Annotated in this window: 16 protein-coding genes; 8 read left to right on the forward strand and 8 right to left on the reverse strand. The window is 55.9% G+C overall.

Annotated features, from left to right (window positions below; all coding sequences use genetic code 11):
* Positions 1–17: 17 nt before the first annotated feature.
* The 4 genes from WJU22_RS20495 to WJU22_RS20510 are packed head-to-tail and all read right to left on the reverse strand — an operon-like array spanning position 18 to position 7,202.
* Positions 18–1,079 carry a DUF5007 domain-containing protein gene (locus WJU22_RS20495; RefSeq protein WP_341840037.1) on the reverse strand — a complete coding sequence of 354 codons (1,062 nt, stop codon included), beginning with the start codon at positions 1,077–1,079 and terminating at the stop codon, positions 18–20.
* A gap of 11 nt (positions 1,080–1,090) precedes the next feature.
* Positions 1,091–2,713 carry a carbohydrate-binding protein gene (locus tag WJU22_RS20500; protein WP_341840038.1) on the reverse strand — a complete coding sequence of 541 codons (1,623 nt, stop codon included), beginning with the start codon at positions 2,711–2,713 and terminating at the stop codon, positions 1,091–1,093.
* An 11-nt stretch (positions 2,714–2,724) separates the two neighbouring features.
* Positions 2,725–4,209, reverse strand: a complete 1,485-nt coding sequence (locus tag WJU22_RS20505) for a RagB/SusD family nutrient uptake outer membrane protein (RefSeq protein WP_341840039.1) — start codon at positions 4,207–4,209, stop codon at positions 2,725–2,727.
* A 17-nt stretch (positions 4,210–4,226) separates the two neighbouring features.
* Complete coding sequence (locus WJU22_RS20510; protein WP_341840040.1) at positions 4,227–7,202, reverse strand: SusC/RagA family TonB-linked outer membrane protein; 2,976 nt, start codon at positions 7,200–7,202, stop codon at positions 4,227–4,229.
* Positions 7,203–8,199: 997 nt separating this feature from the next.
* Here WJU22_RS20510 and WJU22_RS20515 point away from each other — a divergent pair.
* The 6 genes from WJU22_RS20515 (at position 8,200) to WJU22_RS20540 (ending at position 15,470) form a co-directional block, all read left to right on the forward strand.
* Complete coding sequence (locus WJU22_RS20515) at positions 8,200–8,544, forward strand: YciI family protein (protein ID WP_126246436.1); 345 nt, start codon at positions 8,200–8,202, stop codon at positions 8,542–8,544.
* A 10-nt stretch (positions 8,545–8,554) separates the two neighbouring features.
* On the forward strand, positions 8,555–9,775 hold the full coding sequence (locus WJU22_RS20520; RefSeq protein ID WP_341840041.1) for an RNA polymerase sigma factor: 1,221 nt from the start codon (positions 8,555–8,557) through the stop codon (positions 9,773–9,775).
* Between the two features lie 307 nt (positions 9,776–10,082).
* Entirely contained in the window at positions 10,083–10,886 is an 804-nt protein-coding gene (locus tag WJU22_RS20525; RefSeq protein ID WP_341840042.1) for an SDR family oxidoreductase, read from the forward strand.
* 123 nt (positions 10,887–11,009) lie between these two features.
* Complete coding sequence (locus WJU22_RS20530; RefSeq protein ID WP_341840043.1) at positions 11,010–11,834, forward strand: SAM-dependent chlorinase/fluorinase; 825 nt, start codon at positions 11,010–11,012, stop codon at positions 11,832–11,834.
* Positions 11,835–11,853: 19 nt separating this feature from the next.
* Entirely contained in the window at positions 11,854–12,150 is a 297-nt protein-coding gene (locus WJU22_RS20535; protein WP_341840044.1) for an antibiotic biosynthesis monooxygenase family protein, read from the forward strand.
* Between the two features lie 257 nt (positions 12,151–12,407).
* Entirely contained in the window at positions 12,408–15,470 is a 3,063-nt protein-coding gene (locus WJU22_RS20540; protein ID WP_425165372.1) for a DUF2723 domain-containing protein, read from the forward strand.
* 117 nt (positions 15,471–15,587) lie between these two features.
* Here WJU22_RS20540 and WJU22_RS20545 read toward each other — a convergent pair whose 3' ends face one another.
* From WJU22_RS20545 to WJU22_RS20560, 4 genes are all read right to left on the reverse strand, one after another.
* On the reverse strand, positions 15,588–16,271 hold the full coding sequence (locus WJU22_RS20545) for a hypothetical protein (RefSeq protein WP_341840045.1): 684 nt from the start codon (positions 16,269–16,271) through the stop codon (positions 15,588–15,590).
* Positions 16,272–16,284: 13 nt separating this feature from the next.
* Entirely contained in the window at positions 16,285–17,103 is an 819-nt protein-coding gene (locus tag WJU22_RS20550) for an AraC family transcriptional regulator (RefSeq protein WP_341840046.1), read from the reverse strand.
* 100 nt (positions 17,104–17,203) lie between these two features.
* Positions 17,204–17,704 carry a hypothetical protein gene (locus tag WJU22_RS20555; RefSeq protein ID WP_341840047.1) on the reverse strand — a complete coding sequence of 167 codons (501 nt, stop codon included), beginning with the start codon at positions 17,702–17,704 and terminating at the stop codon, positions 17,204–17,206.
* 127 nt (positions 17,705–17,831) lie between these two features.
* Entirely contained in the window at positions 17,832–18,674 is an 843-nt protein-coding gene (locus WJU22_RS20560) for a sugar phosphate isomerase/epimerase (RefSeq protein ID WP_341840048.1), read from the reverse strand.
* Between the two features lie 160 nt (positions 18,675–18,834).
* On the opposite strand from WJU22_RS20560, the gene WJU22_RS20565 reads away from it, so the two are divergent.
* Together WJU22_RS20565 and WJU22_RS20570 are read left to right on the forward strand one after the other, a co-directional pair.
* Positions 18,835–19,929 carry a vWA domain-containing protein gene (locus WJU22_RS20565; RefSeq protein ID WP_341840049.1) on the forward strand — a complete coding sequence of 365 codons (1,095 nt, stop codon included), beginning with the start codon at positions 18,835–18,837 and terminating at the stop codon, positions 19,927–19,929.
* A gap of 4 nt (positions 19,930–19,933) precedes the next feature.
* Entirely contained in the window at positions 19,934–21,439 is a 1,506-nt protein-coding gene (locus tag WJU22_RS20570; RefSeq protein ID WP_341840050.1) for a magnesium chelatase, read from the forward strand.
* Positions 21,440–21,482: the final 43 nt, after the last annotated feature.

Here is a 21,482-nt window from a genome sequence, read left to right on the forward strand (position 1 = left end):
GAATTGGTTTTACGATATCAGTCGTCCTCGAATTTTGGCTTCTGCCTGAATTTGACGGCCACCGTCCATTCTCCGGGTTCCTGGATGGCGAACCGTACCATCACATACCCCGCTTCCTGCCGGCCGAAATTCACGCGCTTGAAATCAAACCCGACCTGCGCCATGTCCAGCCCGCCGGAAACGTCTGTCAGCACGGGGAAAGGACTGGGAATGTCCCAGGTCACGATCGTACTGTCGGTATCGAACCGCTGGTTAAAGCCGAACTTCACGCGGGTGGCGGCCTGTGGACTGTAATAGTACAGGCTGTCCCAACGCTGCATATCGAAAACAGTGAGGGGGATGACGGTGGAATCGGGGTTGAAGAACCGCACGGAAACGGTGTTCTTCGCCGTGCCCGTTTTTACGAAAAACACGTCGATACTGTCCTTCGGCAGCAGGCGCTGCATGTAGTCGCGTACGTTCCTGGCGTCGTGCGCCTTCACGAGACCGCCGCTGGCCAGTGGTTTCTGGATGCCGGTGATATCGTCGATCGTGTAGGGCTCGTAAGGGTGCGGGCGGCGGACGTCGAGCGTGAGGTTGCTGAACACGCGTTCCCCGGCCTTGTTTTTCACCCGTACGTCGAAGAAATACTTACCGTAAGCCACGGTATTGGAATCCACGTTCCAGAAGATGATCTCCCCGGAGTTTTCGCGGATGTCGAGAATGGGGCGCTTGGTGACGAAGGTTTTCGACATGATCTCGTCTATCGTCTTTTCGAACCCGCTATACCAGGTTTTCCACTGCCGGGTATCGATCTGCTGGCGGAGAATGGGCGCGGGCTGTTTATCGCCGGAGCGAATGTTCTCGAGCGTGAAAGTGAGCGGCTGGGTGGAATAATCTGCATTGAATACGTTGATGAAAACGTTCGTTTTGCCGAGCACGGCCACGAAGTTCTCGGTCGTATAGTTCATATTGTTGCTGAGGTGGTCCTGTTCATCCGGGAGCAAATCCTTATAGCATCCGGTGGTGCCCAGCAGCGTGGCAAAGAGCGCAGCGGCGGCATACAGGCGCCCCAGGTCCCAGGTATTTTTCTTTTGCATGGGTTCTCTTTTTATTGGGCGATCAATTTGATTTTATACAGGTTGTAACCGGCGTTATCGATTACATGTTTCAGGATATGCCGACCGGCGGTGAGGTGCACCACGGGCCCGTCGAAATCCTTGTAAACACCATACCCGCCGGAAGCAGGCACGCTCAGGGAGCCGGTGATGGCCACGTCGTCCAACTCCAGGTGCAGTTTCCCGGCGGTGCCGCCGCTGCTGTAGTTGAACGAAATTTTATAATCCCCTTCCTGTTTAACGTCGATCGAATAGGAAGTCCACTCCCCTTTCACGCCGTGACTGAGGGAATAGGTCCCGGGAACGGTAGCGTTCTTCTCGCAATCCGGCCCTTCGAACACGCGGTATTCCGCTTTGCTGTTCGATTTGTTGCCTTCGTCGGAATCGAAATACGTTTGACCGGGCAGGCCGAAGTCGAACTCAGTGGCGAAGATCTCGCCGGGAACGCTGGCGGGCTGCATGTTGTAGGGCACCCTTTCCTCGGGAATGAATGCAAACCGGCCGGCATTGTAACCGCCCGTTTCCAGGAAGTGGTAAATAGTGGCCACGCCTTCCGTCAACTGCACGCCGGGAACGGTCAGCGTTCTCCAGGTCTGGTAACCGCCGGATTTGGGCACTGCCAGGCTGCCGGAAACGTTCACGTCGTTCACCTCGATGCGCAGCCGGCCATGGTCGTTGGGCGATGCTACTTTCACATACAGGCGGTACTTTCCGGTCCAGTTGATCTTTACAGTGAATTTCAGCCACTCGTTGATGTTGGTATAACCGGTGTTGTACAATCCTTCGGTACAGTTATCGAGGTCAACGCCTTCATCTTTCCGGAAATTGGCCGTGCCTTTAGCGGCGATCTCATTGTCGTGATAGGCCAGTCCTTCCCCGCCATGGTCGTAATATCCCAGTTCGATATGCCCGGGAATGCCCATGGGCTGGGAGAAATACGGCCGGCGAACGGGCGGGTAGCCCATGCGGGTGAAAGAGGAAAACCCGAAGATGTGCTTGGGCTCAAGCATATGCACCACGCCGGTAGTGGTTTTGAGGTTGGCAGCTTCCGTGGTGGTCATCACCCAGTTTTTCATGATGCGGCTTTCGTTCTTGTCGGAATACTGGATCACCATCGATCCGCCGTTCTCGATGCCGGAAGCAGTGGTGATGATGGCCTTTCCGTTCATTTCGTAGCCATAGGGCGTTACGAGGTTCATACCGTCTGCATAGCGCAGGGTATCGAGGTCGTATGTGCCTTCGAGCATGTAGCGGGACAGCAATGTGTCCCAGATGCCGAGGCGAACGCTGTCTACCGTCCAGTTACCGGGATCGCCGCGCTTTTCGCGGGTGAAATTGATATCGTACATCGCTGCCGCGATGGAAAAATCCTGCGGAACGAAGAACGTGACCTTGCCGGATTTCAGTTTATCGGCGAGGCCGGTCTTGTCCAGCAGATAGATGAGCGTATCGTACAATCCGCCTTTATTGGCGCTTTTGAGAAAATCGTAGGTCGACATTTTAACTTCCCGGATGGGCTGCATGTCGCGGAATTCCTCGTTCTTCTTCACGCAGGAGAAGGTGGCGGCCATGAGGCCGGCGATAAGAACGGGGATACTGAAGGAAAACTTTTTCATATAGCCGGTTTTTACTTCCAGTAATGGGTTTGAACGAGTTTGGGATTGAGGCCGAGCGCGGCGCGGGAAATCGGCCAGTAGATGGCCCCGTTGTCTACATCGGTTTGGGACAGCCCGGTGTATTCGGGCACTTTGCCGAAGGTCACGAGGTCGTACCACAGCCATCCTTCGCCGATCAGTTCGCGTCTGCGCTCCTGGAAGATCTCTTCCATCAGTTCATCTTCCGAAACCGTGTTCAGCACCGGTGTCAGGTTGCGGTTGGCGCGCTGATCGTTGAGCAGGCCCAGTGCCCCGCTGAAGTCGCCCGTCCGCAGCATGCATTCCGCCTGCAGCAGGAGCAGTTCTTCGTACCGGAACACCGAAATGGCGGAGTTGAAGAACCGCAGCGTGGGGTTCTTCACGGCATTGTTCAGCATCTTGATCTTGTAGAACATCGGCTGCATGGCGCCCATGTCGGTGAAGAACGTGGCGATGCGCGTATCGCTGGCGAGGTGGAAAATGTTGAGTATACTGTCTTTCGACACGAAAATATCCGCTTCTTTCTTCGACACTTCCGGGTAGCGGAGCGTCCAGTTCTCGAGCTGGCCGGTGGTGGAAATTTCCGCGTGGTCGAAGTTCATATCCAGCTGGAAGATATTCTCGTTCCTGCGGCCGCGGAACGTTCCGCCGTTGCTCGTAAGGTCGGTAACGGATACGCGGGCATACGCGGTTTTGGTACCATTGCCCCGTACGATCTGAATGGCGTCGAGCGCGCCCTGGTAATCTTTCTGCCAGGCGCGGATGTGGGCCTGCAGTGTAAGCCCCGCGCCTTTGGTGGCCAGGATCCCGCGCCAGTGGCTGATGCCCTGACCGCGATAGTTGCCGGGCTGCTCCGGATTGGTACCGTCGAACTGCCAGGGCAGCTTATTGATCGCAGTGTTCACTTCGTTGAACGCAAAGTTCAGCACTTCGTTCTGATCGGTACGGGCAACGGTGGTGAAATCGCCGCTGCCGGGCTCGGTGATGAGGGGCACGTCTCCCCAGATGCGCACCATGTAGAAGTAAGTGAATGCGCGGATGAAGCGTACCTGTGCGAGGTCCAGGTCCATTTCGGTTTTGGAATACCGCTCGTCCAACGCCGGGATCCCCTGCAGTTTGGCGATGGCGATATTGCATTGGGCGATGGTGGCGTAAAACTTGCGCCAGTCGCGCCAGGTGTCCATGGTAGCGTAGTTGGCGGTGAGCCGGTTGTCGCGCACGGCCTGGAGATCGCCTCGCTGCGTAACGGTGAATTGTCCTGCCCGCATCTCGCCGTGTGCCCAATAGGCGTTTTCATTGCAGAGTGCCGCGCGCAGCAGCCCGTAGCAGGCGAAGCTGCCCGCCCAGGCGTCGTTCTTGGTGGCCCACATATTCTCCTCGGTGACGGCGCGGGTACTTTCGATGTCGAGCATGTCTTTGCACGACGACCAGCCGGCAGCCAGGAGAAGGGTGAGGCCGCCTATCCATATTTTTCGCATGAGATTGCTTTTTTGCATTAGAACTGTAAGTTGAAGCCCAGTGTGAAGCTTTTCGGCTGGGCCCAGTTATACCCGCCCTGGTCGTATCCCAGGTAGCTGAACGCTTCCGGATCGCCGCCTCGGTAGCGGGTCCAGGTCAGGAGGTTGTTACCGGTACCGTATACACGCAGCGACTGCAGGCCGCGTTTGGCGAGCCATGCGCTGCGGAAATTATAGGTAAGGGTCAGCGAGCGCAGGCGCACGTAGGAACCGTCTTCCAGGAACAGCGTCTGGTTCACCTGGTACGGGCGTACCGCGCTCCAGGGGTTGTACCGCGGGATGCGGTCCATATCGCCCTCGGGCTCTGCCCAGTAAAACACTTCCTTCACCGCACCGATATCGTCTGCACCTTCGCGGTTGGCGAAGTCGTAGCGCGCGGCGAGGTTTTCGTTGATGAGCTTGCGGCCGAAAGCGTAGCTCAGCAAAAAGTTCAGCTCGAAATCGCGGTATTTGAACGTATTGGCCCATCCGCCCTGCACTTTGGGATTGTGCGAGCCTTCCATGATGCGGTCGTTATCGTCGATCACGTTATCGCCGTTCCGGTCGATCCAGATCGGGTCTCCGCCTTTCATGGCGATGCCCTGGTAGGTCATGCCCGCGGGAACGTCTGCATTGGAAGCATAAATGCCTTCGTTCTGCAGCAACCAGAACCGGTCTGTGGGAAAGCCCACTTCGAACCGGCGGTTGCCCAGCACAACGGCGGTTTGCCCGCCGGGCAGCGCCAGCAGTTTGTTCTGGTTCATGGAAGCGTTGATGGCGGACGACCAGGCAAAGGTTTTGTTTTGGATGATGGACGCCTCCAGCGTGAGCTCCACACCGGAATTGCGGATATCCATCCCATTCTGCCATACGCCGGAATAGCCGTACTCCTGCGCTACCGGCGTTTTCAGCAGCAGATCGCGATCGGTGCGCGCATACACGTCTACAGACGCCTTGATGCGATCGTTCGCAAAACCGAAATCGATCCCGCCGTTGATCTGGTCGGTATAGGCCCATCCGATCCCGGGCGCCACGTACCCCAGTTCATACGCCGCATTCAGCACGGGGAAGGCGTTGTAGGTCGACAGGTTGGGCGTTCCCTCCCATCCGATCTCCACGTTGTAAATGGGGCCGTCTTTATAATAGTCGAGCGAGAACACTTTGCCCATGCGCCCCGCGCTGCCGCGCAGGCGAAGCGTGCTGAGGGCTTTGGAATCCTGGAGGAAGGGCTCGTTGGAAACGTTCCACGATACCGCGGCCGTTGGGAACAGCTTCCAGCGGTTCTCTTCCGTAACGTTGGAGCTGCCGTCCTGCCGCAGATACAGCATCACGTTATACTTGCCGGCGTAATCGTATTCGATGTTGCCGTAAAAGCTGGCCAGCGCCGCGCGGATGCGGTCCTTGAAATTGGCCGTGAGCCGCAGGTTGTGAGACCCGTTGTCCGGATTGCCGGGCGAACTGGGCTGGTAGATTTTGATGTAGTCGCTTTTGCCGCGGTAACCTTTGCCGTACATGTAGCTCCAGCGGTCCCACTGGTTGTACTGGCCGGCCGTCACCGTCAGGTGGTGCCGTTTGCCGAGGTAGCGGCTGAACTCCAGCGAATTGTCGAGCGTCATGCGGTTTTGCAGGCCGTCGAAGTTGGAGGCGAAGTTGTTACCGTCGTTCACCGTGCTGGGCATGAACAGGTCGCGGAAATTCTGTCCGTAATCGATGGAGAAACGGGAGTTGAATTTCAGCCAGGGCGCAAACTGGTAGGAAAGATTGTTCAGGACGCGCACGTTGGTGTTGCGGTTATTATCGATCCCGTCGTCCAGGTATCCGTAATAGGCTTCGAGGAGGCCTTTGTTGGGGGAAGGCGGCCGGTCGAGGTTGAGGATGTAATCCTGGTCGCCCATGCGGTCGCGGAGCGACTGGTTCCTTTTCCTGTTCAGCATGGATGCGCTGATGTAGGTGCTCCAGTCGAGCCGTTTGGCTGGTGTGATGTTGATCCCGAAGTTGACGTTGTAGCGGCGCGCGAGGGTGTTATCCTGGCCCTGCTGCGTGGCCTGGCCTACGCCGAAACGGAAGCTGGCGAGGCGATTGCCGCCGCTTACGCCTGCGTGGAGACCTGTCATCCAGCCGTTGCGATAATAGGCTTCGTCCCAGTCGGCGGTGCCGTAATACTGGGCGTTGGTGGAATCTGCCAGGTACGCGGGGAAGCTGCGGTATTGTTCGGCGGTGGCGTAGCGGTCGTAGAACGGCAGGCGGAAATCGCGTTCCCAGCGGCCGTTGACCACTTTCATGGAAGGTTTGAGCGACATGCCCGCGTATCCGTTCACTTCCACGCGGAGCTCGCCGGTGCGGGGCCCGCGGGTGGAGATCTGGATAACGCCGGCGGAAGCCGACGGACCGTATTTCGCGGTGGCGGCGGCGTCTTTCAGCACTTCGATGCTGCGGATGTCGTTGACGTCGATATAAGCGAGCGGGTCTATTTCGGTGCCGATGCGGTTGAAGTCGAACCGCTGGATGTCATACGCAAAGGCATGATCGTATTGCAACGGCATGCCGTCTATCACATACAGGGGTTGTGCAGCGAAAACATCGCCGTTCTTCAGGAGCAGACCGGAGGCGCCGCGGATGAAGAGGGCGTTCCGTTTGCCGGGCTCGGCGGAAGGGATGCGGACGTCCACACCGGTGGCGCGGCCCGAAAGCACGGCGTTGATCCCCATGTACGGGAGTTTGCGGGCCTGGTCGAGGTCCGGCGAGGAAACGGCGCCCCTGTTGCGGAGCATCATGTCCGTATTCCGGAAGTAACCGGCTGTGTCGAGTGAGGAAGCCGGGAGTTGTTTAAGCCGGTCAGTGGCGTCGTTGGCGGCCGGCTTGGAGCTGTCGGCCCTGTTGAACACCTTTTTCTGAGCGGCGGCGCCGGTCCCCATCGTCAGCAGTGCGAGCAGGATGACCTGCTTTTTGCGGAGAGGTGGGTAGAAATATGTCATATGGAGCAATTGGTTGTTAGCATATATAAGTTCCCCTGCCCGCCACGGCAAGGAGGTGGCGGGAATGTGGCATGGCAATGCCTGAACGCGCCATGGTGGCCGTCAGGAATTCATACCTTCGATAATTTCTGCTGATAATACGTGTGGACCCTCAGTTGATACCGGAGTTCCCCTTGGTGGTTCTTACGCATGGCAGTTCGGGCGTCACGTGTATTCGTATAGGTTACTGCCTCATTTCAAATTCGGGGGCCAGGGGAAGCCGATGGGATCGAGGGTTATCCGAAGCTGCGGAATGTCTGGGCAGCGGGTGATAAATAGTGCATGTTGAACGTGGTTTGAATAATGAAGGGATATTTATCCATCCTTCCGGAAATACGATCTGCGATATACAAGTTGGATTGAAAGATACATCGGCTGTTGATTCCCGTCAAGCATGGAGGCTGTTTTGCATACAAATTAAACGTCAAATGTTAAAATTTCTTAAATATTTGCCAAAATCACATGATGAATGATCATAATGACAGTTTAAAAGTATTAAATTCAATTAATTTCCTCTTTCATTTTCACATTATTTTTATGTTAACGAAAGATTATTGAACTCATTGAAAGTAAGTAAAGTCCCCATATCCAGATTTCCCACGCGCACAATCGATTCCATTTTCCAAATCTAGTGGATTGATGGGAGCGTTCCCATACTGAACCACGGAATAGACAAGGTTTTCCAGAAATGAAGCATTACAAAATGGGAAATGAAAGTTGTTTGCGATGCAATAACCGTGTATTTCAGACACTTAAATCAACAACCCCGCGAAACGCCGCCAATCGGGTGTTTCAGACATGTTCAAGTAGTTATGTAGTACTTATTACATGTATTATTTGCTGGCGTAAATTGTTCGTTTTTTTGTGCTTGCGCTCCATTATTATTCTTCAAAAAAATTAGCCGCCCTTGTCCGGATTTATCGGCCAACCGGTACTATATTGAAAAACAATGCAACCCATGAAAAAATTTATGTTCCTCATCCGGGAAGACCTGGCCCGGTTAGCCGCCATGACGGAAGCCGAGCTCCAGGAAGACATTGCGGCGATGACCGCCTGGGCCGAAGCCCTCGCCGCCGGCGGGCACCTCCTTTCCGGAGAGCCCCTCGAGCCGGAAACCCGCTACCTCCGCAAAAACCACATCGCGTCTGACGGGCCGTTCGCCGAAACCCGCGAATCCGTGAGCGGCTATTTCCTCATCCAGGCCGAAAGCCTCGACCACGCCGCACAACTGGCCGCCGGCTGTCCATCGCTGCAGGAAGATAAAATCGCCATAGAAGTCCGACCTTTGATGATCTATGCCTGATGCGCACAACATGCAATTGACAGCGCTCCTGCAGCAGCTCTACCGCAAAAGCTTCGGGAAAATGACCGGCCACCTGCTGTTTATGGACGGTTCCCTTTGCCTCGCCGACGCGGAAGATATGGTGCAGGAGGCTTTTACATCCGCCGCCGCCACCTGGGCGCGCGGCGTGCCCGAGCAGCCGGAAGCCTGGCTGTACGCGGCCGTGCGCAATATGAGCAGGCGGCGCCATGCCCGCAAACCCACCATCATCCCCCTCACCCACCTGCCTTCGGCGCCGGCGCCTGAAAGTCCACCGGAAAACGGCGACCTCGAGCTGTTGCGGCTCCTGTTCGCCTGCATGCACGCGAAGTTCCCGCCGAAAGTGCAGCTCATCACGGCGCTGCGCTATGTTTTCGGGCTGCAGGTGCAGCAGATCGGGGAATTGCTGGGGATGGAGGCAGACAGCGTGTCGAAGGTTTTATACCGCCAGCGGCAGCAGCTCCGCGCGGGCGATATCGCTTTCCGCTCGGGATTCGTGTGGTGGAGCGCGGAAAAAGTGCAACTGGCGCTGAAGGCGCTCTACATCATATTTACCGAAGGCTGGAAGATCATGGACGAAGCCCTTTGCGAAGACGCCCTCAGCCTCACCCGGGAAACCATCCGCCGGGCGCGCGTCCACGTTTCCGACGCCAAGGCCCTGTACGCCCTCATGCTTTTCCAGCTCTCCCGCTGGGAGGCGCGCACAGGCTCCATGGGCGAGCTGCTCGAGCTGGAGCAGCAAGACCGTCGCGCCTGGGACCGCGATATGATCCGCGTGGCGGCCGATTACCTGAAACAGGCCGCGGTGGCGGAGGGAGAAAGCCCTTATCATTTCGAGGCATCGATCGCCTGGTTCCACACCACAGCGAATTCCTTCGCGGAAACGCCCTGGCTGCAGATCGCAGGGCTGTACCGGCAACTGGCGGCTGTGGCGCCTTCGCCGTTCGTGAGCCTCAGTCATGCCATCGCTTTATACTTCGCGGGACAGGCACGTGCCGCCATGGACATGCTGGATGCGCTGCAGGCCGATCCGTTCATGCGGCATCATCATTTGCTGCAGGCCACGCTGGCACGCATATGTGCAGATGGGGGCGATGTGCCGGGGGCGTTGAAGCACTACCGCAAGGCGTTGCAGGGCAAGCCTACGCCCGGGGAGGCGGCGTTTATCCGGAAAAAGATCGGGGCGCTGCTCGGGAACGGCCTTTCTTGCTGATCCCATCCTTCTTTCAAAAAATTTTTTCCCTGTTCCGAAATCCACATCCGGACCTCCAATTTAATTGCGCCACCCAACCAACGCGCCGAGAATCCGATATACGCATTCAACTCCGGGCGCGCACACGAATATGGCGCTCAAACGCGCCATGCGCTTGCTTCAAGTAAAAGTTGAGGTCTTCATACCCGCTGCAGATCAGCGTTTTATACTAAATAAACATGAAAAACCAATACCCGCGTGGATTTTTATTTATTCACTGTGTCTAACATTATTTCACTGTTTTAGCGCGTCCCATTATTTTTGCACCATGCAAAGCTTCCCCCACAAATCCGTCGTAATCACAGGCGCCACATCCGGTATCGGGAAGGCGCTGGCCCTGGCGTTCCTTCGTGCAGGCGCACACGTTTCCGTATGCGGCCGCAAAGAGGAAACCCTTCGCGCCCTGCAGGCAGAAGTGCCGGAGCTGCATGTGTTTAGGGCAGACGTGAGCATCGAGGAAGATTGCAAGGCTTTTATCGGCAGCGTGCTGGAAAAGTTCGGGAAGATCGACATTCTTGTCAACAACGCCGGCATCAGCATGCGCGCCCTCTTCCGGGACGCTACGCCGGATGTCCTGAAAACGTTGATGGACATTAATTTCTGGGGCACCGTGTATTGCACCAAATACGCCCTCCCCTCCATCCTCGAACAGAAAGGCACCGTTGTGGGCGTGAGCAGCATCGCAGGATACCGTGGCTTACCGGGAAGAACGGGCTATTCCGCTTCCAAATTCGCCATGCAGGGGTTCCTGGAAGCGTTGCGGACCGAAAATCTGCATACAGGCGTCAACGTCATGTGGATCTGCCCCGGCTTCACCGCCTCCAATATCCGGAACACCGCGCTGGACAAGAGCGGCCACTCCCAAAAAGAAACACCGTTGGACGAAGGCAGCCTCATGAGCGCGGACACCGTAGCCGCACACACGCTACGGGCCATCGCGAAACGAAAACGGACACTGGTATTGACTTCGCAGGGCAAGCTCACCGTTTTACTCAGCAAACTGCTCCCGGGGCTGACAGACAAACTGGTCTTCAACCATTTCCGCAAGGAACCCGGCTCGCCCCTCTCCTGAAGAGTCTGGCCCCGCTTTTGCACCGTTTGATTTAATTCCATTTTTTTCATCATTACACTGAAATAATGCCTTTCTTTGCAGGGATTCTAAACCCCTGTAGAAAGCGCGACCGTTGAACTCATTATGCCCATCGTTACGCTGACATCAGACATTGGATTGCAGGACTACCTGACAGGCGCTATAAAAGGCCTGCTGCTGCAGCATTGTCCGAATGCCCAGGTCGTGGACATCTCGCACCACATCTCCCCCTTCAACCTGCCGCAGGCGACTTACATCTGCCGCAGCGCCTTTCGTTATTACCCGAAAGACACCGTCCATTTAGTGCTCAATAACCTGTTCGACCGCAAGACGGACTTCATCCTCCTCGCGCGCCACCAGGGCCAGTACATCTGCTGCGCAGACAACGGGCTGCTCACCATGATCGCCGGCGGGATGCCCGAGGAAGTGTACCGCATCTCCCTCGAATCCGCCGAAATCCGCAACACCCTCGGCATCGTGACCGTCATGGCCCGCGCCCTCGCCCGCCTCTTCGGCGGCGAAATGCCCGCACAATTCGGGACCCTGGCCCAGGAGATCGTCGTGAAGAACAACCTGCAGCCCCTCACCGGTGAAGATTATATCGAAGGACAGATCCTCCATATCGATAATTTCGAGAACGTGGTGGTCAACATCACCCGCGAGCAGTTCCACGCCCAGCGGAACGGCCGCCGCTTCGCCATCTTCTTCCGCCGCGACGAAATGATCACTCAGCTCAGCGAAACCTACGCAGACGTGGCCGAGGGCCAGAAGCTCGCCCTCTTCAACGCCGCCGGCTACCTGGAAATCGCCGTGAACAAGGGCAACGCCGCCGGGCTCTTCGGGCTCCAGGGCTTCCGCCGCGACCAGCTCCAGCAGCAAGCCTACCAGCAACTTTCCTTCTACCAGACCGTCCGCATCCTGTTCGAATAACGATCCGTATCTTCGGCCGATGATCCGAATCGTTCAACTCACGTTCGCCGATGCCCATTGCGCCGCCTTCGAATCGCTGTTCGAAACCCTCCGCTCCGATATCCGCCAGTTTCCCGGATGCGCGCACCTCGAACTATGGAAAGACCGCTCCCGGCCAGGCGTTTATTGCACCTACAGCACCTGGTCCGGCCCCGACGCGCTGGACGCCTATCGCCACTCCGACTTGTTTGCCAACACCTGGGCCACCATAAAACCATGGTTCTCAGGCAAACCCGAGGCCTGGAGCCTCGACCGCATCGCATCCGCAAACAGGTGAATGTGTTAAAATATTTATAAAAAGTTAAAACTGTACCGGCGATTAGCTTAATTGCTTAGTTTTTCTATTTTTGTCGGAATTATCTAAAATCGACTTATGAATTTTAACAGGATTAATAACATTACAGGCTGGATCGTGTGTATCATCGCCTGTGCTGTTTATTTAATGACCATGGAAGCCACGGGAAGCCTGTGGGATTGCGGCGAGTTCATTTCCGCGGCCTATAAAGTACAGGTACCCCACCCCCCGGCGCACCGATGTTCGTGCTGATCGGCCGGATTTTCACCCTGCCCTTCTCCCCCGGCTCCGCAGCCCTCGGCATCAACATCATGAGCGCCCTTTCCAGCGGTTTCACCATCCTGTTCCTCTTCTGGACCATCACCCACTTCGCCCGCCGCATCTATACGCAGCACGGTGGCGAACTGAGCCGTAACCAGCTGATCGTGGTAATGGGCGCCGGTGCCGTTGGTGCGCTGGCCTACACCTTCTCCGACTCCTTCTGGTTCTCCGCTGTGGAAGGCGAGGTATATGCGATGTCGTCCCTCTTCACCGCCGTGGTTTTCTGGGCCATGCTCAAATGGGAACATGCCGCGGATTCCGAGCACGGCGACCGCTGGATCGTACTGATCGCTTACCTGATGGGCCTTTCCATCGGCGTCCACCTCCTCAACCTGCTGACCATCCCGGCCATGGTACTGATCTGGTACTTCAAGAAAAGCAAGAAAACCACCGGCTGGGGCGCTTTCTGGGCCTTCGTGATCGGCTGTCTCATCACCGGCGCGGTTCAGAAATTCGTGATCCAGGACACCATTAAGGTAGCCGGTATGATGGACGTTTACTTCGTGAACTCCCTCAGCCTGCCCTTCTTCTCCGGTTTCATCTTCTACTTCGTAGGTATACTCGCCCTCCTCGTCATCGGTTATTTCAAACCGAAAGTGGGCATGTACGCGCCCCTGATCCTCATCGCCACCGTAGTGCTCATCCCCGCCTTCCCCGAAGGCTCGGGCGGCGCGGCGCGCGCCGGCAGGGTGATCTTCGCTATCGCCATCCTCGCCATCCCTTACCTGGTGAAGGCTTTCGGCGTGAAGATCGATTTCAACAAACTCAGGCATCCCGTTCAGCTGGTAAATTCCTGCATCTTCTTCCTGCTGATGGGATACTCCACCTACATCACCACCATGATCCGCTCTTCGGCCAACCCGACGGTGGACATGTACAACGTTGACAACCCGGTTTCCCTCGTGGGCTACCTCGGTCGTGAACAATACGGCGATTTCCCGCTGATCTACGGACAGGTGTTCACCGCCCGCCCGGAATCATACAAGGAAACCAACAACATTTACGCCCGTGCCGGCAACAAGTACATCGTAGCCGGTAAAAAACAGGTGCCGGTATACGGCGCGGCCGATATGATGTTGTTCCCGCGCGTGTGGGACGCCTCCAACGACCAGGGCCACGCCGATTACTATAAGGCGTTCCTGGGACTGAGAGACGGTGAAAAACCTTCTTTCGGCGACAACATCCGCTTCTTCCTCGGGTACCAGGTCTGGCACATGTACATCCGTTACTTCGGATGGAACTTCATCGGCAAACAGAACGATACCCAGGGCTTCGGGAACCCGCGCGACGGCAATATGCTCTCCGGCATCACACCGCTCGACAATATTTTCCTCGGCGACCAGTCCGAAATGCCCGACAGCCTGAAATACAACAAAGCACACAATACCTTCTTCTTCCTGCCTTTCCTCCTCGGCCTGCTGGGCTTCCTGTTCCATTACAGCCGCCACCGGAAAGACGCGCTGATCGTAGGTTTGCTGTTCTTCTTCACCGGTATGGCCATTGTGCTGTACCTCAACCAGGCCGGCAACCAGCCGCGTGAGCGTGATTACGCATACGTAGGTTCCTTCTACGCCTTCGCCATCTGGATCGGTTTGGGCGTGATGAGCATCTACAGCTTCTTCGAGAAGCGTAAATTCCCCGCGGCGGCCACACTCGCCGTGGTGATCAGCCTCCTCGCAGCGCCTGTGCTCATGGCACAACAAGGCTGGGACGATCACGACCGTTCCAAGAAAGTGATCGCCCGCGACGTAGCCAAAGATTACCTCGAATCCTGCGCGCCCAACGCCATCCTCTTTACCGTGGGCGACAACGATACCTACCCGCTCTGGTACGCACAGGAAGTGGAAGGCGTTCGCCCGGACATCCGCGTGATCAACCTCAGCCTCCTGGGTGTGGACTGGTACATCGACCAGGCCCGCAACGCCACCAACCAGAGCCCCGCCATCCCGATGACGCTCACGCCGGAACAATACCGCGGCGAAAACCGCAACTACGTGATGTTCTTCGACAACGGCAAAATCCCCCAAGACCGCTTCTACAACCTGAAAGAAGTGATCGGCTTCCTGGGAGACGACAGCGACAATGCCAAAGTGCCCCTGAACACCGGCGAAAAAGTGAACTACCTGCCCACGCAGAAACTGTTCATCCCCGTGAATAAAGCCGCCGTGCTCGCCAACGGCACAGTTGACGCCGCAGACAGCGCGCGCATCGAAGCACAGGTGCCGTTCGTTATCAGCAAGCAGATGATCTTCAAGAACGATCTCGCCGTGTACGACATCATCGCCACCAACGAATGGAAGCGCCCGATCTACTTCACTTCGCCCATCGATCTTGGATTCAACGACTTCCTTTCCGTGGAAGGCATGACCTACCGCTTGTCGCCCACCCGCCGCAACACGCCCGACCAGATGTTGCCCGGCCTGAACGACCAGGTGAATACCAAACGCACGTTCCAGACCATCATGGAGAAATTCCAGTACGGCAGCGTAAACGTGCCCGGCGTTTATTTCGACGAGCCTAACCGCCGCATGCTCCAGACCATCCGTAACGCCCACACCAAACTGGCCGTTGCCCTGGTAAACGAAGGCAAGAAAGATCAGGCGCTGACCATCCTCAATCGTCAGGACACTATGTTCCTGCCCGGCAACATGCCTTACGCCATGACATCGCCCGGCAACATGCACAACCTGTGGGGCATGGAAATCGTGTACGCTTACTACATCGCCGGCGACGCGAAGAAAGCGCAGGACATCTCCGCACAGATCGTCAAGGACCTGGACCAGCAGATGCGCTACTACCGCGCCCTGCCGGCCTCCAAGTTCACCAACGACCTGCAGGATGATGCACGCCGTGCCGAACAGTTCAAAGCCATGCTCCAGCAATGGCACCAGCAGTTCACTTCCGACAGCGCGAAGCTGCTCGAAGGCAACCAGCAGTTCGGCAACGCTCCCGCGCCTGCGCAGGATTCTCCGAAACCATAACGAGATTTTCGATAATGAAAAAGCCGGTCAACACATCGTTGACCGGCTTTTTTTGTGCTTTCACAACCGGTGCCAAACTGCCGGTACGATGGCGAGGATCATGACGCCTCCTGCCAACTAATCCTTCAATACCCCTTGCAGTCGCCCGATGGCTTCATTCCGTTGCAACTTTATAGCAGTCGCCATTTTAGCGATATGCCAAGCCATCCAGAAATACGCCGCGCCCCAGGTAATATTGGCCACGAACTGGACGATCACGCCCGGAACGGGGATCAGTGCAAACCCCAGTAAAGCCAGCCAGCCCGAGAATTTGGGGAGTTTTCCGCTCTTTTGGACCGCCACTGCCATACAGGCCAGGCCTGCCATCGTACAAACGAGCGACAGCGCGAAAAACAATCCCAGTGCGCCTTGCATGGTAACGAAGGGGATCGCCTGCGGGATGCCGTTTTGGTATAAAGCTCCGGCGGCGGGAAACAGGAAATACGCGATCGCGAAAACGCCCATCCCCAGCAACTGATGCGTTAACGTGAGGAGCAACCCGGCGAAGGCCCATTTCTCCGCCTTCGTTTGTTGCAGATGGAAATACAGGCCGAGGGTGCCCACCATTTCGAGGAAAACGCCCAGGAAGCCGCGCCCGGCCCACCAGTAGTACGCGCCGGACGTAGTGAGCGCCGCGAACTTCTCCGGTTCCTGGCTGGCTTTGAAAATGACGTTTTCCTGGTCGATGAGGAGGTCGCCAAAGGCAAATACGAGCCCTGCCACCCCTAAACAGCAAAGGGATGCTACGATTCTATTTTTCATATGTCAGATTTGATTACGCGATAGGGAGATACCAGTTAATGAACAGGTTATCGGGGTTGTGGGGGCTTGGCATGGAATCGTACCGGAAATACGAAGCGCCTTCCCTGTGGCGGATTTCCGGTTGCGCGGCAACGGCGTTATTAACTTCCGCGCTCACGCTTTCGTATTCCTGCACGGCGCTGCAGAAATTGAATTTGATATACTTTCCGTCTAAAATACTGGATTGGAGGAAGGGCTCCGCCGGCAGGGTGAATCCTTTCGGAACGATGGCCGCATCGAAGCGGGAGTCGCGGTTGCCGGTGATGTGCGGACATTCGTGGAAGACGGAATAATGCTCGAAATCGTCCGGCGTTTTGCCGATGGAAGCGATGTATGCGGCAACGTCTTCCCAGATGGCGAAGCTTTCGCGGGAGAAATAATCGCCGCGGGAAGTGAAGATCCTGGCGGTTTTCGGCGCTTCCCGGCAGATGGCGCCGTTGGTGGAAATGTACCGGGAAGTTTGATGGGGATGCGCTTGCTGGTGGGTTTGTGAAGACCTGTATTGCAGCGGCGGTACGGCATACAGCTTTTTGAACGCCCGTCCGAATGCGCTGTTGTCTTCAAAACCGACCATGGTCATAATATCGAGGATCGGGAGGCGCGTAAGTGCCAGCAGGTAAGCTGCGGTGTGTAGGCGCTGTTCCTGGATATACTTCCCCAGCGGCGTTCCCAGTTCCCTGCTCAGTTTCTTCTGGAGGTGGAAGGGGGAATAGCCGGTCACCTTGCCGAGGGATTCCAGCGAAATCTTGCTGTCGAGGTGATGATGGATGTAAAGGAGCACTTCGCTGGTCATTTGTTATCGTTTACAATGCAAAAATAACGGCTGAATGTGAAACGGGATGTGCAGATCTTGCTATAGGCTTGTCATGATATTCACTTCCGATCATCAGAACTCAATCCGCTTCTCCGGAAGCAGTTTTCTTCCCCGGAGGCGGCATCCACAAAGCCGCGAAACCACAAGCAACCGCAAGTACCAACATCGCCACAGCCGTCATTGTTTCAAAAAGATCCCGCTCATACCCCCATGAACCCGGGAGATAATCCCTCCCGAAACCGGTACAAAAAACGACGATCTGCTCAAACCAGGCTATGCCTGCACCCATTGCAATAAAAAGCAGCGAACCCCATCCTGTCAGATTTTTACGCGACCGGAACAAAAGTAGCAGGATGATATAAAAACCCGTGAGCAACAGCAGAAAAACAATCCGATCGCTTACAAATTCATGTTGGATTTGTAATACCGTCGATATGCCTGCAAAAATCATCGTAAAAACGGAAAGGAAGGTCTGTACCCTTTTCACGTAAGTGCCTTTCCGTGAAAAAATGGCCAAAACCGGCCACCAGATGAGCATGGCTACCACTACCCCAGGCGTTAGCTTTGCACTGGCGTTCATGAAGAACATTAGCCACATCCCAAAAACATACATAGGCAGAAAATAAATGCAACAGATACGTCTATAGGCCAGGAATACAAAAAACGCCGGGCCAAAAGCCCGGCGCTGCCAAAATAATCTATTTCAATCAGAGTTTCGAGATCATCTCCCGCACGTTCTTCACGCCTTCCGCGATCTCGGGCCAGTTACGGTCCCAATGGTATTCATATTCCGCGCTGAAAACGCCTTTGAAGTTCTGTTTCTTCAGCTCCGCCAGCACGCCGGGAATATTGCACACGCCCGTTCCCCAGGGCACATCGTGGCCTTTGGGGCTCTTCTCGTGGAGGTCTTTGAAATGCAGGCTGAACACACGTCCGTTCAGCTTCTGAAGGCACTCCACCGGATCGAGGCCGGAACGCACCCAGTGGCCAATGTCGGCACAGGCGCCGAGGTATTTGCTGCGGCCCTGGATGTTAACCAGCACGCTGTCCGGATGCCAGTAATGGCTCGGTTTCGGATGGTCGTGGAACGCCACTTTGATCTTGTACTCGTCTGCCAGGCGGCTCAGCGCGTCCAGGTCGGCCAGGCGCGGTTCGGACGTGATGATCTGGATGCCCATCGCTTTGGCGAACTCGAACATCTGCTTCCATTCTTCCTCACCGTTCGGAGAAACGACGCCGTACGCCACGAGGGTCTTCTTTTTCTGCTTGAAGAGGTCTTTGACCTGCTGCCGCTTCGCCGCATCCATCTTGAAATCCATCTTCCCGTCGATACCGCCGCCGATGGTCTGCCCGTTATAGCATTCCACATACTGCAATTTGCAGGAATCGATACGGTCGAGGGCTTCGGAAAGGGTGAAACGATTGAAGGAATACGCCTGCGCACCGAGCTTCCAGCCCAGTTTGGCCTCCTTCTTCTGCGCCAGTACCGGCTGCGCGAACATTAATGCCGCCGCGCCCAACAGCACCAGCGATTTTCTCATTGAGATCATAGACGTGTATTTTAAAAATTGCCGTAAGTATGTATTAGTGTACAAAATACACGGTAGTTTCCAGATTTACAAGTCGTTACGGACGAACGGCCGTATTTCCCCATGTGATACGGCCATGACAAACGAATGTGTGTTTTGTTTTTCCGTAATTTAGTACGCTATGAAAGGGTTTATATTTACCCGTTTCAACCCGTCAGACGACAGCCAACCCTCGTTCGAAAAGCTGCTGGACGTATTTACCCAGCTGCTGACGTACACGAGCGGCGACGTATCGGAGGCCCTGCAATGGATGACCGAACTGGACAAGGAATATCAGCTGACCAGCGAGGAATACGGGATCGGGGATTTCATACAGGATTTGAAAGACAAGGGTTATATCCGGGACAATGAAGAAGAAGGCACTATCTCCATCACGGCCAAAACGGAACAGTCGATCCGCAAACGCGCGCTGGAAGAAATTTTCGGGAAACTGAAGAAATCCCGCATCGGGGACCATAATATCCGCAAATCCGGCCAGGGCGACGAGCAGAACGCCGAAACCCGGCCCTATCTCTTCGGCGATGCGTTGGAGCAGATAGACATGACGGCTTCCATCCGCAACGCGCAGATCAACCACGGCATCGAAACGTTTTCCATGCAGCGAGACGATCTGGAGATCCGGGAAACGGATTTCAAGACGCAAACGTCTACCGTGCTCATGATCGATATCTCCCATTCCATGATCCTTTATGGGGAAGACCGCATCACGCCGGCCAAGAAAGTGGCCATGGCGCTCAGCGAGCTCATCACCACCCGGTACCCGAAAGACACGCTGGACATCATCGTGTTCGGGAACGACGCCTGGCAGATCGAGATCAAAGACCTGCCCTATCTGCAGGTCGGGCCTTTCCACACCAATACCGTGGCGGGGCTGGAACTGGCTATGGACATCCTCCGCCGCAGGCGCAATCCCAACAAACAGATCCTGATGATCACCGACGGGAAGCCGACCTGCCTCAAACAAGGGAAACAGTATTATAAAAACAGCTTCGGGCTCGACCGGAAGATCCTCAACCGGACTCTCAACCTCGCCGCCCAATGCAAAAAACTGAAAATCCCCATCACCACTTTCATGGTAGCCACCGACCCGTGGCTGCAGCAATTCGTCAACGAATTCACGGAAACCAATAACGGTAAAGCATTTTTCTCCGGGACCGATAACCTGGGACAGTTCCTGTTCCACGATTTCGAGAGCGGGAAAAGGAAAAAGTTGTAAAGACATGGAACAAATCAAAACGCTCGGCGCACTAAAGAAGAGCGGACATCAGCAAAGGTCCGTCAAAGAAGAGATCAGACAGAACCTCATCGCCAAACTCAAAAGAAAGGAAAGCACTTTCCCGGGCATCATCGGGTACGACGATACCGTGATCCCCGACACCGAAAGAGCCCTGCTTTCCCGCCACAATATCCTCTTCCTCGGCCTGCGCGGACAGGCAAAAACGCGTATGGCGCGGCAAATGATCGATTTGCTCGACGAGTTCGTGCCCATCGTGGCCGGATCGGAAGTCAACGATCACCCGTATGCGCCCCTCTCCCGCTACGCGCGCGACCTTGTGGCCAAAATGGGGGACGAAACGCCCATTGAATGGATCCCGCGGGAGGCGCGGTACGGCGAAAAGCTCGCCACGCCCGACGTGTCTGTAGCCGATCTCATCGGCGACGTAGACCCCATCAAGGCGGCGAATGAAAAGCTCAGTTATGCCGACGAACGGGTGATCCATTTCGGGATCATTCCGCGCTCGAACCGGGGGATTTTCGTCATCAACGAGCTGCCCGATCTGCAGGCGCGCATCCAGGTGGCGCTGTTCAACATCCTGCAGGAAGGGGATATCCAGATCCGGGGGTTCAAGGTGAGAATGCCGCTCGATATGCTGTTCGTTTTCACCGCCAACCCGGAAGATTATACCAACCGCGGCTCCATCGTAACGCCGTTGAAAGACCGGATCGAAAGCCAGATCATCACCCATTACCCGAAAACGCTGGAAAACAGCCTGCTCATCACCGAACAGGAAGCCGCCGTGCATGAGGAACAGCAAGGCAAAGTCACGATGCCCGACCTGATCAAAAGGATCATCGAGCAGGTGGCGTTCGAAGCACGGGGAAGTGAATATGTGGACAAGAAAAGCGGGGTTTCTGCCCGTTTGACCATCGCCGCGTTCGAAAACGCCGTGAGCTCCGCGGAACGGCGGACCCTCCTGCACAACGAGCCCTCCACCTACGTCCGCATCAGCGACCTCCAGAGCATCGTTCCGGCCATCACCGGCAAGATCGAGCTGGTATACGAAGGGGAACAGGAAGGTCCGCTCCAGGTAGCCCTCAACCTGCTCGACAAAAGTCTCCGCACCACGTTCGCCCAATATTTCCCCAACCCGGAAACCTTCAAGAAACGCAAGGCCGCCGGCGCGCAGGACGCCAATCCCTACCGCCCTATCATCCAGTGGTTCGACGCGGGCAATGCGCTCCAGTTGCTGCAGGACGCGCCCGACAAGGAGTACGCGTCGGCATTGCAAAAGGTAGCCGGCCTGAAGGAGCTGGTGGAGAAAATGTTCCCCAAAGCCAATAAAAAAGAACAATTGCTCCTCATGGAAATGGTGCTCCACGGGCTGGCGGCGCATTCGCTGCTCAGCAAGAAATCCATCGGGAACGCCACCCGGTTCTCCGACCTGCTGGGCACCATGATGAATTTCAGTACCACGGAAGATCCGGAAGAAGATGAAGAACTTTAACGGGATTTTTTTATATTGTCAACTTAACAGTTATTTTTATTTC

The sequence above is a fragment of the Chitinophaga caseinilytica genome (assembly GCF_038396765.1).
Lineage (GTDB): Bacteria > Bacteroidota > Bacteroidia > Chitinophagales > Chitinophagaceae > Chitinophaga > Chitinophaga caseinilytica.

What these genes read in the sequence shown, in the direction of transcription:
- WJU22_RS20495 (WP_341840037.1), bottom strand. Translation starts at nt 1,079, where the DNA reads ATGCAAAAGAAAAATACCTGGGACCTGGGGCGCCTGTATGCCGCCGCT.
- WJU22_RS20500 (WP_341840038.1), bottom strand. Translation starts at nt 2,713, where the DNA reads ATGAAAAAGTTTTCCTTCAGTATCCCCGTTCTTATCGCCGGCCTCATG.
- WJU22_RS20505 (WP_341840039.1), bottom strand. Translation starts at nt 4,209, where the DNA reads ATGCGAAAAATATGGATAGGCGGCCTCACCCTTCTCCTGGCTGCCGGC.
- WJU22_RS20510 (WP_341840040.1), bottom strand. Translation starts at nt 7,202, where the DNA reads ATGACATATTTCTACCCACCTCTCCGCAAAAAGCAGGTCATCCTGCTC.
- WJU22_RS20515 (WP_126246436.1), top strand. Translation starts at nt 8,200, where the DNA reads ATGAAAAAATTTATGTTCCTCATCCGGGAAGACCTGGCCCGGTTAGCC.
- WJU22_RS20520 (WP_341840041.1), top strand. Translation starts at nt 8,555, where the DNA reads ATGCAATTGACAGCGCTCCTGCAGCAGCTCTACCGCAAAAGCTTCGGG.
- WJU22_RS20525 (WP_341840042.1), top strand. Translation starts at nt 10,083, where the DNA reads ATGCAAAGCTTCCCCCACAAATCCGTCGTAATCACAGGCGCCACATCC.
- WJU22_RS20530 (WP_341840043.1), top strand. Translation starts at nt 11,010, where the DNA reads ATGCCCATCGTTACGCTGACATCAGACATTGGATTGCAGGACTACCTG.
- WJU22_RS20535 (WP_341840044.1), top strand. Translation starts at nt 11,854, where the DNA reads ATGATCCGAATCGTTCAACTCACGTTCGCCGATGCCCATTGCGCCGCC.
- WJU22_RS20540 (WP_425165372.1), top strand. Translation starts at nt 12,408, where the DNA reads ATGTTCGTGCTGATCGGCCGGATTTTCACCCTGCCCTTCTCCCCCGGC.
- WJU22_RS20545 (WP_341840045.1), bottom strand. Translation starts at nt 16,271, where the DNA reads ATGAAAAATAGAATCGTAGCATCCCTTTGCTGTTTAGGGGTGGCAGGG.
- WJU22_RS20550 (WP_341840046.1), bottom strand. Translation starts at nt 17,103, where the DNA reads ATGACCAGCGAAGTGCTCCTTTACATCCATCATCACCTCGACAGCAAG.
- WJU22_RS20555 (WP_341840047.1), bottom strand. Translation starts at nt 17,704, where the DNA reads ATGAACGCCAGTGCAAAGCTAACGCCTGGGGTAGTGGTAGCCATGCTC.
- WJU22_RS20560 (WP_341840048.1), bottom strand. Translation starts at nt 18,674, where the DNA reads ATGATCTCAATGAGAAAATCGCTGGTGCTGTTGGGCGCGGCGGCATTA.
- WJU22_RS20565 (WP_341840049.1), top strand. Translation starts at nt 18,835, where the DNA reads ATGAAAGGGTTTATATTTACCCGTTTCAACCCGTCAGACGACAGCCAA.
- WJU22_RS20570 (WP_341840050.1), top strand. Translation starts at nt 19,934, where the DNA reads ATGGAACAAATCAAAACGCTCGGCGCACTAAAGAAGAGCGGACATCAG.